The organism is Enterobacter cloacae complex sp. Mu1197, from assembly GCF_040059225.1.
GTDB classification, from domain to species: Bacteria; Pseudomonadota; Gammaproteobacteria; order Enterobacterales; family Enterobacteriaceae; genus Enterobacter; species Enterobacter quasiroggenkampii.
Window position 1 is genome coordinate 4,435,565 of sequence record NZ_CP157375.1, and the last position, 17,863, is coordinate 4,453,427.

General features: G+C 54.4%; 11 protein-coding genes, 2 tRNA genes and 3 rRNA genes. 3 read left to right on the forward strand and 13 right to left on the reverse strand.

Annotation, left to right across the window (positions count from 1 at the left end):
• Positions 1 to 6: 6 nt before the first annotated feature.
• Genes bcsA through bcsR form a run of 3 tightly spaced genes read right to left on the reverse strand, consistent with a single transcriptional unit; the run spans position 7 to position 3,571 of the window.
• On the reverse strand, positions 7 to 2,622 hold the full coding sequence (gene bcsA, locus ABFV38_RS20915; protein ID WP_045909068.1) for a UDP-forming cellulose synthase catalytic subunit: 2,616 nt from the start codon (positions 2,620 to 2,622) through the stop codon (positions 7 to 9).
• A complete protein-coding gene (bcsQ, locus tag ABFV38_RS20920; protein ID WP_045909069.1) occupies positions 2,619 to 3,371 on the reverse strand; it encodes a cellulose biosynthesis protein BcsQ in 753 nt (250 codons plus the stop codon). The genes bcsA and bcsQ overlap by 4 nt, the downstream gene beginning before the upstream one ends.
• Positions 3,372 to 3,382: 11 nt before the next feature.
• Entirely contained in the window at positions 3,383 to 3,571 is a 189-nt protein-coding gene (gene bcsR, locus ABFV38_RS20925) for a cellulose biosynthesis protein BcsR (protein ID WP_348957984.1), read from the reverse strand.
• Between the two features lie 175 nt (positions 3,572 to 3,746).
• On the opposite strand from bcsR, the gene bcsE reads away from it, so the two are divergent.
• From bcsE to bcsG, 3 genes are read left to right on the forward strand one after another with little or no spacing between them, the layout of a single operon-like run.
• Positions 3,747 to 5,309, forward strand: a complete 1,563-nt coding sequence (bcsE, locus tag ABFV38_RS20930; RefSeq protein WP_348957985.1) for a cellulose biosynthesis c-di-GMP-binding protein BcsE — start codon at positions 3,747 to 3,749, stop codon at positions 5,307 to 5,309.
• Positions 5,306 to 5,500: a cellulose biosynthesis protein BcsF gene (gene bcsF, locus ABFV38_RS20935; RefSeq protein WP_045909071.1), complete on the forward strand. Its 195-nt coding sequence runs from the start codon at positions 5,306 to 5,308 to the stop codon at positions 5,498 to 5,500. The genes bcsE and bcsF overlap by 4 nt, the downstream gene beginning before the upstream one ends.
• The gene (gene bcsG / locus ABFV38_RS20940; RefSeq protein WP_048226281.1) at positions 5,493 to 7,172 is read left to right on the forward strand and encodes a cellulose biosynthesis protein BcsG; all 1,680 of its coding nucleotides are present in this window, start codon (positions 5,493 to 5,495) and stop codon (positions 7,170 to 7,172) included. The genes bcsF and bcsG overlap by 8 nt, the downstream gene beginning before the upstream one ends.
• A gap of 60 nt (positions 7,173 to 7,232) precedes the next feature.
• On the opposite strand, the gene ABFV38_RS20945 is transcribed toward bcsG, so the two are convergent.
• From ABFV38_RS20945 to trkH, 10 genes are all read right to left on the reverse strand, one after another.
• Positions 7,233 to 8,225 carry a glycosyl hydrolase family 8 gene (locus ABFV38_RS20945; RefSeq protein ID WP_348959443.1) on the reverse strand — a complete coding sequence of 331 codons (993 nt, stop codon included), beginning with the start codon at positions 8,223 to 8,225 and terminating at the stop codon, positions 7,233 to 7,235.
• A 16-nt stretch (positions 8,226 to 8,241) separates the two neighbouring features.
• Positions 8,242 to 9,204: a bifunctional biotin--[acetyl-CoA-carboxylase] ligase/biotin operon repressor BirA gene (birA, locus tag ABFV38_RS20950; protein ID WP_104949911.1), complete on the reverse strand. Its 963-nt coding sequence runs from the start codon at positions 9,202 to 9,204 to the stop codon at positions 8,242 to 8,244.
• Positions 9,201 to 10,229, reverse strand: coding sequence for a UDP-N-acetylmuramate dehydrogenase (gene murB, locus ABFV38_RS20955; RefSeq protein ID WP_348957988.1), 1,029 nt, complete (start codon positions 10,227 to 10,229; stop codon positions 9,201 to 9,203). The genes birA and murB overlap by 4 nt, the downstream gene beginning before the upstream one ends.
• A gap of 124 nt (positions 10,230 to 10,353) precedes the next feature.
• Positions 10,354 to 10,469: ribosomal RNA gene (rrf, locus tag ABFV38_RS20960) — 5S ribosomal RNA — on the reverse strand.
• A 72-nt stretch (positions 10,470 to 10,541) separates the two neighbouring features.
• Positions 10,542 to 13,445, reverse strand: a 23S ribosomal RNA gene (locus ABFV38_RS20965).
• Between the two features lie 170 nt (positions 13,446 to 13,615).
• Positions 13,616 to 13,691, reverse strand: a tRNA-Ala gene (locus tag ABFV38_RS20970).
• A gap of 107 nt (positions 13,692 to 13,798) precedes the next feature.
• Positions 13,799 to 13,875, reverse strand: a tRNA-Ile gene (locus ABFV38_RS20975).
• Positions 13,876 to 13,945: 70 nt separating this feature from the next.
• Positions 13,946 to 15,485 (reverse strand): 16S ribosomal RNA (locus ABFV38_RS20980).
• The 16S, 23S and 5S rRNA genes sit together here with 2 tRNA genes alongside, the layout of an rRNA operon.
• Before the next feature lie 353 nt (positions 15,486 to 15,838).
• The gene (gene hemG / locus ABFV38_RS20985) at positions 15,839 to 16,384 is read right to left on the reverse strand and encodes a menaquinone-dependent protoporphyrinogen IX dehydrogenase (protein ID WP_045909212.1); all 546 of its coding nucleotides are present in this window, start codon (positions 16,382 to 16,384) and stop codon (positions 15,839 to 15,841) included.
• Between the two features lie 10 nt (positions 16,385 to 16,394).
• Complete coding sequence (trkH, locus tag ABFV38_RS20990) at positions 16,395 to 17,846, reverse strand: Trk system potassium transporter TrkH (protein ID WP_023309600.1); 1,452 nt, start codon at positions 17,844 to 17,846, stop codon at positions 16,395 to 16,397.
• Between the last annotated feature and the right edge of the window lie 17 nt (positions 17,847 to 17,863).

Here is a 17,863-nt window from a genome sequence, read left to right on the forward strand (position 1 = left end):
TTATCATCATTGTTGAGCCATAACCGGGTCCGCCTGCTTCGCCTCATCCCGCTCAGGACGACGAGGAATGAACGACACGACCCAGGAAACCAGCGAAGTAAGTGACCGGAAAATTAATTTCACCGACGACGGGGCAAATTCTGCAAGGTGACGATAGCCACGGAACCCCAGCTTCAGAATATCCAGCAGGCTTTCCAGAGGTTTATCTTCCGGGAAGCTGTCCTGCCAGAGAGCCCACGTATCCGCGCGGGCAAACGTACACTGCACAAAATCGATATGTTGCTTTTTGGTCAACGGCATCAGCTGCAGGCCAACTTCATTGCCCACCACGCGAACGACCTGCGTGGGGAAGACATACTCCTGCTGACCGCGCTTAAGCAGCAGGTTAACTTTCTGCCCTTCCAGCACCTTCGCCTGGCCGTTGATTTTGATCCCCAGACCGCCGTCAGAGAAGTCGTGCACGGTACAGGAGAAGAGATGGCCATCTTCACGGGCAATCGCCGCTGGCATGCAGATTTCCACGCGATGTGCGCGACGAACCTGTTTGCTCTCCACCGACACCGCCACCGCGCCGCCGAGGATAATCAGGTTGTAGAAGACCCAGGCCATACTGACGAAGACGGTCAGGATTTCGTTTTCCGGACCGTAGAAGTAGCGCCAGATACCCGCAATGACGCCCACGATATTCAGCAGCACCAGGAAGATATACGGCCGGGAGATCACCCAGTCGACGTACTCCTCCTCCACCAGCCCCCCCTTCGCGGTGACGTTGAATTTACCTTTGTGCGGGTTAATCAGCGCCACCATCGTCGGCGGCGCGATGTACCAGGCCAGCACCGTTTCGTAGATTTCACTCCAGAAGGAGTGGCGGTATTTACCCTGTATCTTCGAGTTCGTCAGGCTCGCGTGGATCATGTGCGGCAGAACAAACAGCGCAATCATCAGCGCGGGGGCGTAGATGATATAAGCGTGAAGGAGCAGGAACGCCAGCGGCGCGGTCAGGAAGATCAGCCGCGGGATACCGGACAAGAAGTGGAACATGGCGTTGACGTAGCAGAGACGCTGCGCCAGCTTGAGCCCTTTCCCAATCAGGGGGTTATCGAGACGGAAAATCTGCACCATCCCACGCGCCCAGCGAATACGCTGGCCAATGTGCGCCGACAGTGACTCCGTTGCGAGGCCAGCAGCCTGCGGAATGCGCATATAGGCTGAGGTATAGCCACGACGGTGCAGGCGCAGCGAGGTGTGCGCATCTTCGGTGACCGTCTCGACGGCGATACCACCAATTTCATCCAGCGGTTTACGGCGGATAACCGCGCATGAGCCGCAGAAGAAGGTGGCGTCCCACATGTCATTTCCGTCCTGTACCAGGCCATAGAACAGCGTGCCTTCGTTCGGGGTCTTACGGAAACGGCCAAGGTTACGTTCAAACGGGTCCGGCGAGAAGAAGTGGTGCGGCGTCTGCATCATCGCCAGCTCTTTCTCCTTCAGGAACCAGCCCATGGTCATCTGCAGGAACGAGCGCGTCGGCACGTGGTCGCAGTCAAAAATCGAAACAAATTCCCCGGTGGCATACTTCAACGCGTTGTTGATGTTCCCCGCCTTAGCGTGTTCATGCGTCGGACGGGCGATGTATTCGACGCCGACCTCCTCCGCGAACTGGCGGAACGCCGGACGGTTGCCGTCATCCAGAATCCAGACCTTGAGCTTATCTTTCGGCCAGTCGATGCCCAGCGCGGCATAAATGGTGTTTTTCACCACGCTCAGGTCTTCGTTGTAGGTCGGCACGAAGAGATCGACGGTTGGCCACTGGGTCGTGTCCTTTGGCAGCGGAACCGGCTGACGGTTGAGCGGCCAAATCACCTGGAAATAGCCCAGCACCAGCACAATCCAGGCATAGGTTTCAGCAAACAGCAGCACCAGGCCGCACACCAGACTCACCGGGTCGTCCCAGTTCAGCGTCGAGGTATAACGCCACCAGATGTAGCGGCAGGAGACGGTCAGCGACAACACGATCAGCATCAGCGCCGAGAAGCGACCCGGAATTCGGCGCACCAGTAGCGCCACGCCCCACAGCAGGATCAGGAAGGTGAACTGCGCCAGAGGGTTGAAAGGCTGCGTAATACAGACCAGCGCCAGAATGAGCGAGAACACAACGATCACGCCGAGGATAAAACGCCGCAAGCCCGGGTGGAGATGCCCGAGCTCTTTGTGGTTATCCAGATGGCTGGTCTTATCGCTGACGCTGTTGGGCAGCCTGTCCAGCCACTGATGGTAGCGTTCACGTAACTGCTGCACGCGGGAGAAGCTCCGCCAGTGCGGCGTTTTTATCTCCGCGCGGGATGAGGTCGCCACCAGCCAGATGGCCTGAATGAGATAACGCGCCGGATCCAGTGGACGCGGCCGGTCAGGATTAATGTGCGGATACAGTTCACTGTGCCGGGCACGTATGCGCTGCCAGCGCGGGTGTTCGAGTGGAATAAACATCCAGGCCAGAATCATCCAGAAACAGCCGAGCGCGGCGCTGAATGCCGACGCACCGTGACGGCGAAAATGCCGGTAATGTTCGCTCAAACGCGAACTGACCGGTGGGATGAGTAACCAGCTGGCGAGACGACTCATACATCACTCCCTGCATGCTCCGCCCGGTTGGCGAAGTTCAGCAGACACCAGTTAGCCAGCGTCAGGATCTCTTCTGCCGCCAGTGAATCGCTGCGGTATTCGCCGAGCGGCTGCTTCGACGCAAGGCATTCCGCCATGCCCTCATCACGATGGATGACAATGGGAAGCAGGCGGCGCTGGCTCTGCAGCCAGACCTGATACAGATCGTCCTGGATCTGGCTGCCTATGCGCAAATCGTTAATCAGGATATGGCCATTCTGAGGTAGCCCCTGCTGATGCAGGCGGATATGGCAGTTCGCATCGACGTTAACGATCGAGAGGACATGATCGCACTGCGCGATAAGCTGTCGGGTCAGCGTGCCGGCACCGTGCGGCAGATCCAGCAGGATCCACTTGTAGTGTCCCTTTTCCTTCAGGCTCTGCAGCGCCAGCGTAAATTGCGAAAACAGGCGCTGGTATGCGGCTTCATTTTCGCGTTCCGTGGTGGTCAGTTGACCAAACGGCAGCAGGTCAAGAAGGGAGGTATAGCGCAAACCTGCATCCTGCCAGTCTTTATCGTCAAGCAGCGCGCGGGCCCAGCCCTCTTCGCGAGTAAAGTCGACGTTAAACGACATACGCAGTAAATTATCGGCGCAGGCGTCAATAACCAGCACCGATTCACCTAAAAGCTGTAATGACCACGCCAGTGCCGCGGTAACAGATGTGGTACCCACACCCCCACGGACACCCTGTAATCCGAGTATGGCCATCAATGGCTCCCTTATTGTTGATGGGCGAATTCAGCTAATAACGGCCAGCGTTTAATAGCCGCGGCCAACTGTTCCCGCTGGGAAATATCGGTGTAATCTATTTCAGGTAAAGAAAAGGCCTGCGTCAGCGCCAGAAAATCGTTTTGGAATGTGTAACCCAGGGTCGAGTCGACTGGGGTACCGGATTCATTATTATCCATTCTTTTTCCATCCCTTTAAGGAAAATCGCACGCTAAAGAAGTTGCGGGGCTTCCTGCCCTGACAAATTTCATTTACATGCTAAATCTGATGTTCTTTAATTTCAATGTTAGGTTTATTTCTACGCTTTCGCTAGTAAACTGAGATACAGATAAATTAGACGAAAAGAGGGACACCGTGGACTCCATATTTTCTATTGGCATCCAGTCATTATGGGACGAATTGAGCCACATGCCAGTCGGAGGAGTCTGGTGGATTAATACGGACCGGAATGAAGATGCTATCAGTCTGGTAAACCAGACAATTGCTGCCCAGGATAAGGATTCCCGCGTGGCCGTCATTAGCATGGGCGAAGATCCGAAGAAAATTATCACGCTGGAAAACGATCGCGGGCCTCAGACGGTGCGATTATTTTCCATGACATCGGATGCCGATAGTCTATACTTTTTGTCCCGCGACGTTCAGTGCACTATTGATCCGGATCACTATTTGGTGATCCTTAAATGTGCAAATAACGTCCTGCAAAATATCCCTGCTGAAAAACTGCTGCCGTGGCTGGAAAAAATCAATAAATGGGCAAAATTTCAAAATTGCACGCTATTGATAGTCAATCCCGGCAGTAATAATGACAAGCTGTTCTCACTTTTAATGGGTGAATATCGTTCCCTGTTCGGTCTGGCAAGCGTTCGTGACCAGGTGGGCAGCTATCTCTACGATATTGCCTTCTGGTGTAATGAAAAAGGCGTGAGCGCCAGGCAACAACTTACGCTGAAACACATCGAGGGTAAGTGGCACCTGGCACAGCAGGAAGAAACCGTGGTGCAGCCGCGCAGTGATGAAAAATGCATCCTGAGCCATATCGCGGTTTTAGAAGGGGCGCCCGCCCTGTCGGAAAACTGGTCGCTGTTTGAATCTAACGAAGACCTTTTCCACGAAGCCCGCACAACCCAGGCGGCAACCCTTATCTTCTCATTGATGCAGAATAACCAGATTGAGACGCTGGCAAGGCAGATCCACACCTTGCGTCGCCAGCGCGGAAGCGCGTTAAAAATCATCGTGCGCGAAAACAATACCAGCCTGCGCGCCACCGATGAGCGTCTGCTTCTGGGCTGTGGTGCAAATATGGTCATTCCCTGGAACGCGCCGCTGTCACGCTGCCTGACGCTGATCGAAAGCGTTCAGGGCCAGCAGTTTAGCCGCCATGTACCGGAAGACATTTCGACGCTGCTCTCTATGACGCAGCCGATGAAGCTGCGTGGATACCAAAAATGGGATACCTTCTGCGACGCCGTCGGCAACATGATGAGCAATACGCTTCTTCCTGCTGACGGAAAAGGGGTTATGGTTGCCCTGCGTCCTGTACCCGGTATCCGCGTTGAACAGGCTCTCACCTTGTGTCGCCCCAATCGTACGGGTGACATCATGACCATTGGCGACAATCGCCTGGTGCTGTTTTTGTCCTTCTGCCGGGTAAACGATCTCGATACGGCGCTTAACCATATCTTCCCCCTGCCTACCGGGGATATTTTCTCGAACCGTATGATTTGGTTCGAAGATAATACGATCAGCGCAGAGCTGGTGCAGATGCGTGCGCTCCAGCCTGAACAATGGGCTAAACCGCTCGCTATTAAGAGCGATGCGAAACCGATCCTCAATGCCAGACATGATGGACATGTCTGGCGTCGGGTTCCGGAGCCCCTTCGCTTATTAACGGACAACGCGGAGAACGCACCATCATGAATATCAGCGATATCATTCAACTGGTTATAGTCTGTGCGCTGATCTTTTTCCCGCTTGGCTACTATGCACGCCATTCCATACGTCGTATCCGTGATACGGCCAGAGTGCTGTTTATAAAACCTCGCTATGTAAAACCAGCCGGAACACTGACACGGGCATCACACGTCAAGGCAGACCGAAAACATGACTAATTCTACCTATACCGCTTCGTCACCCTCGCCGCTCTGGCAATACTGGCGCGGCCTTTCCGGCTGGAACTTCTACTTTCTGGTGAAGTTTGGTCTGCTGTGGGCAGGCTATCTGAATTTCCATCCCCTTCTTAACCTGGTATTTATGGCCTTCCTGCTGATGCCCCTGCCGAATATCAGGCTGCATCGCTTACGTCACTGGATAGCCATCCCTCTCGGCTTTGCGCTGTTCTGGCATGATACCTGGTTACCTGGGCCGGACAGCATTATGAGCCAGGGCTCACAGGTGGCAGGCTTTAGCGCCAGCTATATCCTCGATCTGACCGAGCGGTTTATTAACTGGCAGATGATAGGCGCGGTATTTGTGCTGCTGGTTGCCTGGCTGTTCCTGTCACAGTGGATCCGCGTCACGGTGTTTGTCGTCGCGATTATGATCTGGCTTAACGTGCTGACGCTGGCTGGGCCAAACTTTTCGCTGTGGCCTGCCGGTCAACCGACCACCACGGTGACCACCACCGGGGGAAGCGCGGCGGCCACCGTCACCACGGCAGGCGATACGCCTGTGGTGGGCGATATCCCAACCCAGACCGCACCGCCGACCTCTACAAACCTGAACGCCTGGCTCTCCAGTTTCTATACCGCGGAAGACAAGCGACAGACGAAATTCCCGGATGCGCTGCCGGCGGATGCTCAGCCGTTTGAACTGCTGGTGATCAACATCTGCTCGCTCTCCTGGGCAGACGTGGACGCTGCAGGTTTGATGTCTCATCCGCTGTGGTCTCATTTCGACATTCAGTTTAAAGATTTCAACTCTGCCACCTCGTACAGCGGCCCGGCGGCCATCCGCCTGCTGCGTGCTAGCTGCGGTCAGGCATCGCATAAGAATCTGTATCAACCCGCCGGCAACCAGTGTTATCTGTTCGATAACCTCGCCAAACTGGGCTTTACGCAGCATCTGATGCTGGGGCATAACGGCCAGTTCGGCAACTTCCTGAAAGAGGTGCGCGAACAGGGGGGTATGCAGGCACCGCTGATGGATCAAACCGGTCTTCCTGTCTCTCTGCTGGGCTTCGACGGCTCGCCCGTCTATGACGATTCCGCCGTCCTGCAGCGCTGGCTGCAAACCATCGAAAAAGACAGTAATCCACGCAGCGCGACGTTCTTTAACACCCTGCCGCTCCACGACGGTAACCACTTCCCGGGCGTGAGCAAAACGGCGGATTATAAAGTGCGTGCGCAGAAATTCTTCGACGAGCTGGACGCGTTCTTTACGGAGCTGGAAAAATCAGGCCGTAAAGTAATGGTGGTTGTAGTACCTGAGCACGGTGGCGCGCTGAAAGGCGACAGAATGCAGGTGTCAGGCCTGCGTGATATCCCAAGCCCGTCGATTACCAACGTGCCTGCTGGCATTAAGTTCTTTGGGATGAAGGCACCCCATCAGGGCGCACCGATTGAAATCACCCAGCCGACCAGCTATCTGGCAATCTCAGAACTGGTTGCCCGTGCCGTTGACGGGAAGCTGTTTGTGGAAGATAGCGTGAACTGGGATCAGCTCACCAGCAAACTGCCGCAAACGGCAGAAGTCTCCGAGAACGCCAACGCGGTGGTGATTCAGTATCAGAACAAACCGTACGTTCGCCTGAACGGCGGGGATTGGGTACCGTATCCGCAGTAACTGATTTACCCCTCACCCTAACCCTCTCTCCATCGGGGAGAGGGGATAGCCAGTGCGTTATTATTGCGCTGAAATCCATACCAGCATTTTCAGACTTGCCGAATAGTAGTCGTCCTTAGACGTGATTTCGGGTTCTCCGGAAGACTGTCCCATCGTTAAATCCCTAACCGCCAGCAGACCACCTTCCATCATGTAGGGCGCATATTCGTTAGTCGTGACGTTAACCCAGGCGGGCGTTTGTTCCCGGGGGAACTGACCGAACCAGGCCTTCCACGGTGTCAGTAGAGGGCTTTGTTTATCAGACCAGGCAACGTACAGCGGAATACGAATCGCGTCATAGCTCATTCGCGGCGGCCAGCCTTTGGCCGGTTCCAGCTTGCCATCTGATGTCAGCGAGACCCAGTCAGCGGGCAGATTCGCTTTACCCGAGCCCATTTTCCCCAACAGGCGCTTCCCGTCCTTAATCAAATCGCGCCAGACTGGCAAATGACTGCGTCCGGCGAAGGCCTGCCAGGCCGGAAACACAAAATAGGAAGGATTAAGGACCACTTCACCGTCAAGCTTAAATCCCTGGACGCCGGGCAGCATCACGCGGTAACCCGCATAGCGGATGACGCTATGGGCAACCAGCGCTTTTGTAATGGCATCCGATGCGGCGCTGTAGCGTTTGTCATGCCAGCGGGCATCGGCTTTAAGCAGCGCCCAGGCAATCAGCACATCGCCATCGGCGGCGTTGTTTTTGTCAGCGACCGGGTTGGACTCTGCGGGGTTATAGCGCCAGTAAAACAGACCGTTCTCTTTGTTCTTCAGCTCACGGTTTGTCCATTGCCAGAGCTTATCGAACGTGGCTTTATCGTCGTTGGCGACTGCCATCAGCATGGCAAAGCCCTGACCTTCCGTATGCGACACGCCGCCATTGCCGGTATCGACAATGCGGCCTTCCGGTTTGAAAAAGCGTGCTTTGTAACTCTCCCAGGCCTGTCCCGCCTGAGAGAGGGGTGAGAACAACAAGCTCATCATGACGGCCAGCGTCGCGCAGACGGGTTTTCGCATCATTCACTCCATCCGGTTATTCGGCACTCCGCAGGGAAATCTCACCGCCCACCCAGGGTTTGATCACGCCATCCTGCTCCAGGAGCAGCGCGCCCTGAGCGTCAATACCGCGGGAAGTGCCGTAGATCTCTTTATCACCAATCAGCAATTTCACCGGACGGTTGATAAAGTTATCCAGCTTTTCCCAACGCGACAGGAACGGTGCCAGCCCTTCCTGCTCAAAAAGCGTGAGCGAGCTGCGCAGCTCTTTAATCATACGTACGGCAAGGGTGTTACGATCGATGACGATCCCCGCCTCCTGGAGGTTAGTCCAGGCCTGATTAACCACGTCATTCTGGACATTGCGCATCACCATATTGAGGCCCGCGCCAATGACGATTTGCGCCGCATCGCCCGTTTTGCCCGTCAGTTCGACCAGAATCCCGGCAAGTTTACGATCGTTGAGGTACAGATCGTTAGGCCATTTAACACGCACTTGATCCGCACCCAGATCGTGCAGCACCTCTGCCATGACGATACCGATGACCAGACTCAGGCCAATGGCAGCGGCCGGGCCCTGATCGAGTCGCCAGTACATGGACAGATAGAGGTTGGCGCCAAAGGGTGAAAACCACTTGCGGCCACGACGGCCGCGACCGGCCTGTTGATATTCAGCAACACAGGCATCGCCGGATTTCAGCTCAGGCAGACGATCCAGCAGATACTGGTTCGTCGAGTCAATCACCGGCAGCACCGCCACGTTGCCGTGTCCAATCTGGCTGCGGATCGCGTCTTCATTCAGCAACTGAATCGGCTCCGGCAGGCTGTAGCCTTTTCCGGGAACCGTAAATACATCAACACCCCAGTCACGGAGCGTCTGGATGTGCTTGTTAATGGCGGCGCGGCTCATGCCCAGTTGCTCACCCAGCTGCTCACCGGAATGAAATTCACCATCCGCCAGGATACTAATCAGGGTTAACGGGACCGTATTGTCCTTCATGCGATAGTCTCCACAGCGTTGACTTCACCTGTGCGACCAATGAAGCGGACTTCTGGCTCCAGCCAGACGTTAAATTTTTCGCCCACACGCTGACGAACGTAGTGAGCAAGCTGTACCACATCGTCGCTGGTTGCATCGTGTTGGTTAATCAGCACCAGAGCCTGCTGTCGGTGAACGGCTGCCCCGCCGACTGAAGTGCCTTTTAGCTGACATTGATCGATAAGCCATCCTGCTGCCAGCTTCACGCTGCCATCCACCTGAGGGTAATGTGGCGCGGTTGGCCACTCCTCCAGAAAACGTCGGGCATTTTCGCCGCTGATCACCGGGTTTTTAAAGAAGCTCCCTGCATTTCCGTTAACTTTGGGATCGGGAAGCTTGGTCATCCGCATATGGCAAACCGAGTCAAAAACGTCGCGTGCGGTAACGGTAGCCGGATCGAGACGCGTTAAATCCCCGTAGGTCAATACGGGCTGCCAGTTCTTCGACAGACGCAAACCCACGGCGACAATCACGTAGCGATCCTGATATTCATGTTTGAAGATACTGTCACGATAGCCAAAACGGCACTGTTCTGCGGTTAAACGCGTCGCCGTTCCGGTCGCCAGCTCGATGCAGTCGACATATTCACAGACATGTTTCAGCTCGATGCCGTAGGCGCCGATGTTCTGAATGGGTGACGATCCGGCGCAGCCTGGAATAAGCGCAAGGTTTTCCAGACCCGCCATCCCTTTTTCGAGGGTAAACTGCACCAGGTGGTGCCAGTTTTCACCAGCCCCCACGTGCACGTGCCAGCTGTCGGCACGCTCTTCCACATCAATTCCCATGATGCGGTTAACGATCACCGTTCCCGCAAAATCGTCTAGAAACAGGACATTACTTCCTTCGCCCAGAATCAGTACGGGTTCGTTTTTTTCTGTCGCGTTTTGCCATGCATCCAGCAGCTGCTGTGCAGTATCGGCACGTACAATTTGATTAGCATTGCGTTGAATGCCAAAGGTATTCCAGGGCTTAAGGGAGTGGTTCATAGACGCTATCCTGATGCAAAAACGCAGGTAGTTTACCGTATAAGCAGGGTGATGGGGGATCAGTTTGTGCAGCGTATAAACGCAAAAAGGCCATCCTTTCGGATGGCCTCTTCACTTGTTTGATGCCTGGCAGTTCCCTACTCTCACATGGGGAGACCCCACACTACCATCGGCGCTACGGCGTTTCACTTCTGAGTTCGGCATGGGGTCAGGTGGGACCACCGCGCTAAAGCCGCCAGGCAAATTCTGTTCATCTGTATCAAGGCTGAATTTTGATTGTTCGTCTCTTCGCCAAAACATCTTCGGCGTTGTAAGGTTAAGCCTCACGGTTCATTAGTATCGGTTAGCTCAACGCATCGCTGCGCTTACACACCCGACCTATCAACGTCGTCGTCTTCAACGTTCCTTCAGGACTCTCAGGGAGTCAGGGAGAACTCATCTCGGGGCAAGTTTCGTGCTTAGATGCTTTCAGCACTTATCTTTTCCGCATTTAGCTACCGGGCAGTGCCATTGGCATGACAACCCGAACACCAGTGATGCGTCCACTCCGGTCCTCTCGTACTAGGAGCAGCCCCCCTCAATTCTCCAGCGCCCACGGCAGATAGGGACCGAACTGTCTCACGACGTTCTAAACCCAGCTCGCGTACCACTTTAAATGGCGAACAGCCATACCCTTGGGACCTACTTCAGCCCCAGGATGTGATGAGCCGACATCGAGGTGCCAAACACCGCCGTCGATATGAACTCTTGGGCGGTATCAGCCTGTTATCCCCGGAGTACCTTTTATCCGTTGAGCGATGGCCCTTCCATTCAGAACCACCGGATCACTATGACCTGCTTTCGCACCTGCTCGAGCCGTCACTCTCGCAGTCAAGCTAGCTTATGCCATTGCACTAACCTCCTGATGTCCGACCAGGATTAGCTAACCTTCGTGCTCCTCCGTTACTCTTTGGGAGGAGACCGCCCCAGTCAAACTACCCACCAGACACTGTCCGCAACCCGGATTACGGGTCTACGTTAGAACACCAGCCATTAAAGGGTGGTATTTCAAGGACGGCTCCATGCAGACTGGCGTCCACACTTCAAAGCCTCCCACCTATCCTACACATCAAGGACCAGTGTTCAGTGTCAAGCTATAGTAAAGGTTCACGGGGTCTTTCCGTCTTGCCGCGGGTACACTGCATCTTCACAGCGAGTTCAATTTCACTGAGTCTCGGGTGGAGACAGCCTGGCCATCATTACGCCATTCGTGCAGGTCGGAACTTACCCGACAAGGAATTTCGCTACCTTAGGACCGTTATAGTTACGGCCGCCGTTTACCGGGGCTTCGATCAAGAGCTTCGCGTTGCCGCTAACCCCATCAATTAACCTTCCGGCACCGGGCAGGCGTCACACCGTATACGTCCACTTTCGTGTTTGCACAGTGCTGTGTTTTTAATAAACAGTTGCAGCCAGCTGGTATCTTCGACTGATTTCAGCTCCACCCGCAGGGGCTTCACCTACATATCAGCGTGCCTTCTCCCGAAGTTACGGCACCATTTTGCCTAGTTCCTTCACCCGAGTTCTCTCAAGCGCCTTGGTATTCTCTACCTGACCACCTGTGTCGGTTTGGGGTACGATTTAATGTTACCTGATGCTTAGAGGCTTTTCCTGGAAGCAGGGCATTTGTTACTTCAGCACCGTAGTGCCTCGTCATCACACCTCAGCGTTAAAAGGTACCGGATTTACCTGGAACCTCCGCCTACATGCTTAAACCGGGACAACCGTCGCCCGGCTAACATAGCCTTCTCCGTCCCCCCTTCGCAGTAACACCAAGTACAGGAATATTAACCTGTTTCCCATCGACTACGCCTTTCGGCCTCGCCTTAGGGGTCGACTCACCCTGCCCCGATTAACGTTGGACAGGAACCCTTGGTCTTCCGGCGAGCGGGCTTTTCACCCGCTTTATCGTTACTTATGTCAGCATTCGCACTTCTGATACCTCCAGCATGCCTCACAGCACACCTTCAACGGCTTACAGAACGCTCCCCTACCCAACAACACATAGTGTCGCTGCCGCAGCTTCGGTGCATGGTTTAGCCCCGTTACATCTTCCGCGCAGGCCGACTCGACCAGTGAGCTATTACGCTTTCTTTAAATGATGGCTGCTTCTAAGCCAACATCCTGGCTGTCTGTGCCTTCCCACATCGTTTCCCACTTAACCATGACTTTGGGACCTTAGCTGGCGGTCTGGGTTGTTTCCCTCTTCACGACGGACGTTAGCACCCGCCGTGTGTCTCCCGTGATAACATTCTTCGGTATTCGTAGTTTGCATCGGGTTGGTAAGCCGGGATGGCCCCCTAGCCGAAACAGTGCTCTACCCCCGAAGATGAATTCACGAGGCGCTACCTAAATAGCTTTCGGGGAGAACCAGCTATCTCCCGGTTTGATTGGCCTTTCACCCCCAGCCACAAGTCATCCGCTAATTTTTCAACATTAGTCGGTTCGGTCCTCCAGTTAGTGTTACCCAACCTTCAACCTGCCCATGGCTAGATCACCGGGTTTCGGGTCTATACCCTGCAACTTAACGCCCAGTTAAGACTCGGTTTCCCTTCGGCTCCCCTATACGGTTAACCTTGCTACAGAATATAAGTCGCTGACCCATTATACAAAAGGTACGCAGTCACACCACGAAGGTGCTCCCACTGCTTGTACGTACACGGTTTCAGGTTCTTTTTCACTCCCCTCGCCGGGGTTCTTTTCGCCTTTCCCTCACGGTACTGGTTCACTATCGGTCAGTCAGGAGTATTTAGCCTTGGAGGATGGTCCCCCCATATTCAGACAGGATACCACGTGTCCCGCCCTACTCTTCGAGTTCACAACCTGTGTGCTTTCGTGTACGGGACTGTCACCCTGTACCGTGCGACTTTCCAGACGCTTCCACTAACACACAAGCTGATTCAGACTCTGGGCTGCTCCCCGTTCGCTCGCCGCTACTGGGGGAATCTCGGTTGATTTCTTTTCCTCGGGGTACTTAGATGTTTCAGTTCCCCCGGTTCGCCTCGTTAACCTATGTATTCAGTTAACGATAGTGTGACGAATCACACTGGGTTTCCCCATTCGGACATCGCCGGGTCAAAGGTTCATATCACCTCGCCGGCGCTTTTCGCAGATTAGCACGTCCTTCATCGCCTCTGACTGCCAGGGCATCCACCGTGTACGCTTAGTCGCTTAACCTCACAACCCGAAGATGTTTCACTTCTGATTGCGAAAATTTGAGAGACTCGAACACACCTTAAAGATGTGTCGTTTCAATTTTCAGCTTGATCCAGATTTTTAAAGAGCAAAACTTCGCAGTGCACCTTTTCAGGTTCACTCTGAAGTTTTCTTGGGTTCGCAGTAAAAGATGGTGGAGCTATGCGGGATCGAACCGCAGACCTCCTGCGTGCAAAGCAGGCGCTCTCCCAGCTGAGCTATAGCCCCATCGTTTTGCAATCTCTGTACCGGTAATTTTTCCTGAGACAAGGCGTGGTAACGCGAAGCATACATCAGTATGTGAGCGTTGCCGCAACGCAGTATCAGGGAAAATTTGGTAGGCCTGAGTGGACTTGAACCACCGACCTCACCCTTATCAGGGGTGCGCTCTAACCACCTGAGCTACAAGCCTGCAGAGATTTTTACTGCTGTTTTTTCATCAGACAATCTGTGTGAGCACTGCAAAGGCAGGTTCTTTAAGGTAAGGAGGTGATCCAACCGCAGGTTCCCCTACGGTTACCTTGTTACGACTTCACCCCAGTCATGAATCACAAAGTGGTAAGCGCCCTCCCGAAGGTTAAGCTACCTACTTCTTTTGCAACCCACTCCCATGGTGTGACGGGCGGTGTGTACAAGGCCCGGGAACGTATTCACCGTAGCATTCTGATCTACGATTACTAGCGATTCCGACTTCATGGAGTCGAGTTGCAGACTCCAATCCGGACTACGACGCACTTTATGAGGTCCGCTTGCTCTCGCGAGGTCGCTTCTCTTTGTATGCGCCATTGTAGCACGTGTGTAGCCCTACTCGTAAGGGCCATGATGACTTGACGTCATCCCCACCTTCCTCCAGTTTATCACTGGCAGTCTCCTTTGAGTTCCCGGCCTAACCGCTGGCAACAAAGGATAAGGGTTGCGCTCGTTGCGGGACTTAACCCAACATTTCACAACACGAGCTGACGACAGCCATGCAGCACCTGTCTCAGAGTTCCCGAAGGCACCAATCCATCTCTGGAAAGTTCTCTGGATGTCAAGAGTAGGTAAGGTTCTTCGCGTTGCATCGAATTAAACCACATGCTCCACCGCTTGTGCGGGCCCCCGTCAATTCATTTGAGTTTTAACCTTGCGGCCGTACTCCCCAGGCGGTCGACTTAACGCGTTAGCTCCGGAAGCCACGCCTCAAGGGCACAACCTCCAAGTCGACATCGTTTACGGCGTGGACTACCAGGGTATCTAATCCTGTTTGCTCCCCACGCTTTCGCACCTGAGCGTCAGTCTTTGTCCAGGGGGCCGCCTTCGCCACCGGTATTCCTCCAGATCTCTACGCATTTCACCGCTACACCTGGAATTCTACCCCCCTCTACAAGACTCTAGCCTGCCAGTTTCGAATGCAGTTCCCAGGTTGAGCCCGGGGATTTCACATCCGACTTGACAGACCGCCTGCGTGCGCTTTACGCCCAGTAATTCCGATTAACGCTTGCACCCTCCGTATTACCGCGGCTGCTGGCACGGAGTTAGCCGGTGCTTCTTCTGCGGGTAACGTCAATCGATGAGGTTATTAACCTCACCGCCTTCCTCCCCGCTGAAAGTACTTTACAACCCGAAGGCCTTCTTCATACACGCGGCATGGCTGCATCAGGCTTGCGCCCATTGTGCAATATTCCCCACTGCTGCCTCCCGTAGGAGTCTGGACCGTGTCTCAGTTCCAGTGTGGCTGGTCATCCTCTCAGACCAGCTAGGGATCGTCGCCTAGGTGAGCCGTTACCCCACCTACTAGCTAATCCCATCTGGGCACATCTGATGGCAAGAGGCCCGAAGGTCCCCCTCTTTGGTCTTGCGACGTTATGCGGTATTAGCTACCGTTTCCAGTAGTTATCCCCCTCCATCAGGCAGTTTCCCAGACATTACTCACCCGTCCGCCGCTCGTCACCCAGGAGCAAGCTCCCTGTGTTACCGCTCGACTTGCATGTGTTAGGCCTGCCGCCAGCGTTCAATCTGAGCCATGATCAAACTCTTCAATTTAAGTTTGATGCTCGTGAATTAAACTTCGTAATGAATTACGCATGTTCACTCAGAGACTTGGTATTCATTTATTGTCCGAAGACATTAAGAATCCATGTCACTTTGAGTGCCCACACAGATTGTCTGATAAATTGTTAAAGAGCAGTGCCGCTTCGTTTTCACTGCGGCGCGGGGTGTGCATATTACGCTTTCCCGCTTCAGAGTCAAGCGTTTATTTTCGCTATTCTCTTCTGACCCGGCGGCGTGTGTGCCGTTGTTCCGTGTCAGTGGAGGCGCATTATAGGGAGTTATTCTGAAGTGACAAGCACAAAATACAAAAAACTTTTCGTTCGCTCACTTTTCAAACTTAACGCTTATTTATGTCGCGAATCGCCCGTTAAATGTGCGATTTCTCGCGCAAAACTGGCTACCTGCGACCAGTCGGTATAAACCACTTCTTTACGCGTGTCGGTTTCGCCCCCCGTCATCTTCATAATAAGACGGATCATAAAGCGGTCATACCAACGGTAGCGAGGGTAGCGCAGCGCGCCGGCAAAGACGGCGCACAGTTCTGGCTGCCACGGCGAGTTGAGTAAAAACTTGCGCGTGTAGCTGTTGGTCTGCGGCGTGCGCTTCTCGGGTTTACGCGCGACCAGATTGACCGAGTAGAACGCGCCGGGCAACGTATTGAGCTTCGCCGTATGCTTTTTCACAAAGCGATCCAGCGCCGGATGGAAATGCCCGTAACGAATAGATGCACCAATCACCACGCGATCGTAATCCTGCCAGGTAATCTGATCCGCACGGTTCAGGTTTACCACATCCGAGTAAATCCCCAGCTCTTTGAGTTCAGATGCCAGATAGGCGGCAATCTCACGCGTTTGCCCGTCTCGCGTAGAGAAAAGAATCAGTGTTTTCATCAACGGCTCCTTACTCGCGCCAGAATGTAGGGGTGAACAGCACCAGCAGCGTAAAGACCTCAAGACGACCAAACAGCATATTGGCGATGAGGATCCATTTCGCGACAGGGTTCATACTGGCAAAGTTATCCGCCACCACGCCCAGGCCAGGCCCGAGGTTATTCAATGTTGCGACGACGGACGCAAAGGCGGAGAAATCATCCACTCCCGTCGCGATAATCGCCAGCATACTGACGATAAAGACCAGCGCATACGCCGAGAAGAATCCCCACACCGCTTCGAGTATACGTTCCGGCAGCGCACGGTTCCCCAGCTTGATGCTGTAGACCGCGTTCGGGTGGACCAGACGCTTCAGCTCACGGTTGCCCTGCTTAAACAGCAGCAGAATACGAATTACCTTCAGGCCACCGCCCGTCGACCCCGCACAGCCGCCGATAAACGCGGAACAGAGCAAAAGCACCGGCAGGAACAGCGGCCAGCGGGCGATGCTGTCCGTGGTAAACCCGGCGGTTGTCGCCATCGACACCACCTGGAAGAAGGCCTGGTTTAGCGTGGTCAACGCGGAGTTATAGACATCATGGAACCAGAGCACCAGGGTACAGATAATTACCAGCGTCAGCTGGACGCCAATAAACATGCGGAACTCAGGGTCACGCCAGTACACCTTCAGGCTGCGCCCGCTCAGTAAAGAGAAATGCAGACCGTAGTTACAGCCAGAGATCAGCAGGAAAATGGCAATGATAGTGTTAATCGTTGGGCTGTCGAAGTAGCCCACGCTGGCATCGTGGGTAGAGAACCCGCCAATCGCAATCGTCGCAAAACTGTGCCCGATAGCATCAAACGCGGGCATCCCGGCAAACCATAGCGCCAGCGCACAGGCCACCGTCAGTAATACATAGATAAGCCAGAGAGTTTTTGCCGTCTCGGCAATACGCGGCCGCATCTTATTGTCTTTCAGCGGCCCGGGCATTTCGGCGCGATAAAGCTGCATCCCCCCGACGCCCAGTATTGGCAGGATAGCCACCGCCAGGACGATGATCCCCATACCGCCGAACCACTGCAGCATCTGACGATAAAAGAGAATCGCATGCGGCAGCGAATCCAGTCCTACCAGCGTCGTCGCCCCGGTCGTCGTTAAGCCGGAGAAGGATTCAAAGAAGGCATCCGTGATGCTCAGGTTAGGCTGTTCAGAGAAGATAAAGGGCAGCGAACCGACGCTCCCCAGCACCGTCCAGAACAGGACCACAATCAGAAAGCCTTCGCGAGATTTCAGTTCACCTTTCTGACGACGGTTCGGCCACCACAGCAGGGAGCCGATCGCCAGCGCGACAAAGAAGGTCTGGGTAAATGCCCGCCCCGCGCCGTCCCGGTAGATAAGCGCCACCAGTCCAGGGAGAATCATCGTCCCGGAAAAGAGTATGACCAGCAGTCCAACGATTCGGGTTATGGCACGAAAATGCATCTCTGCCGCTTCCTTTG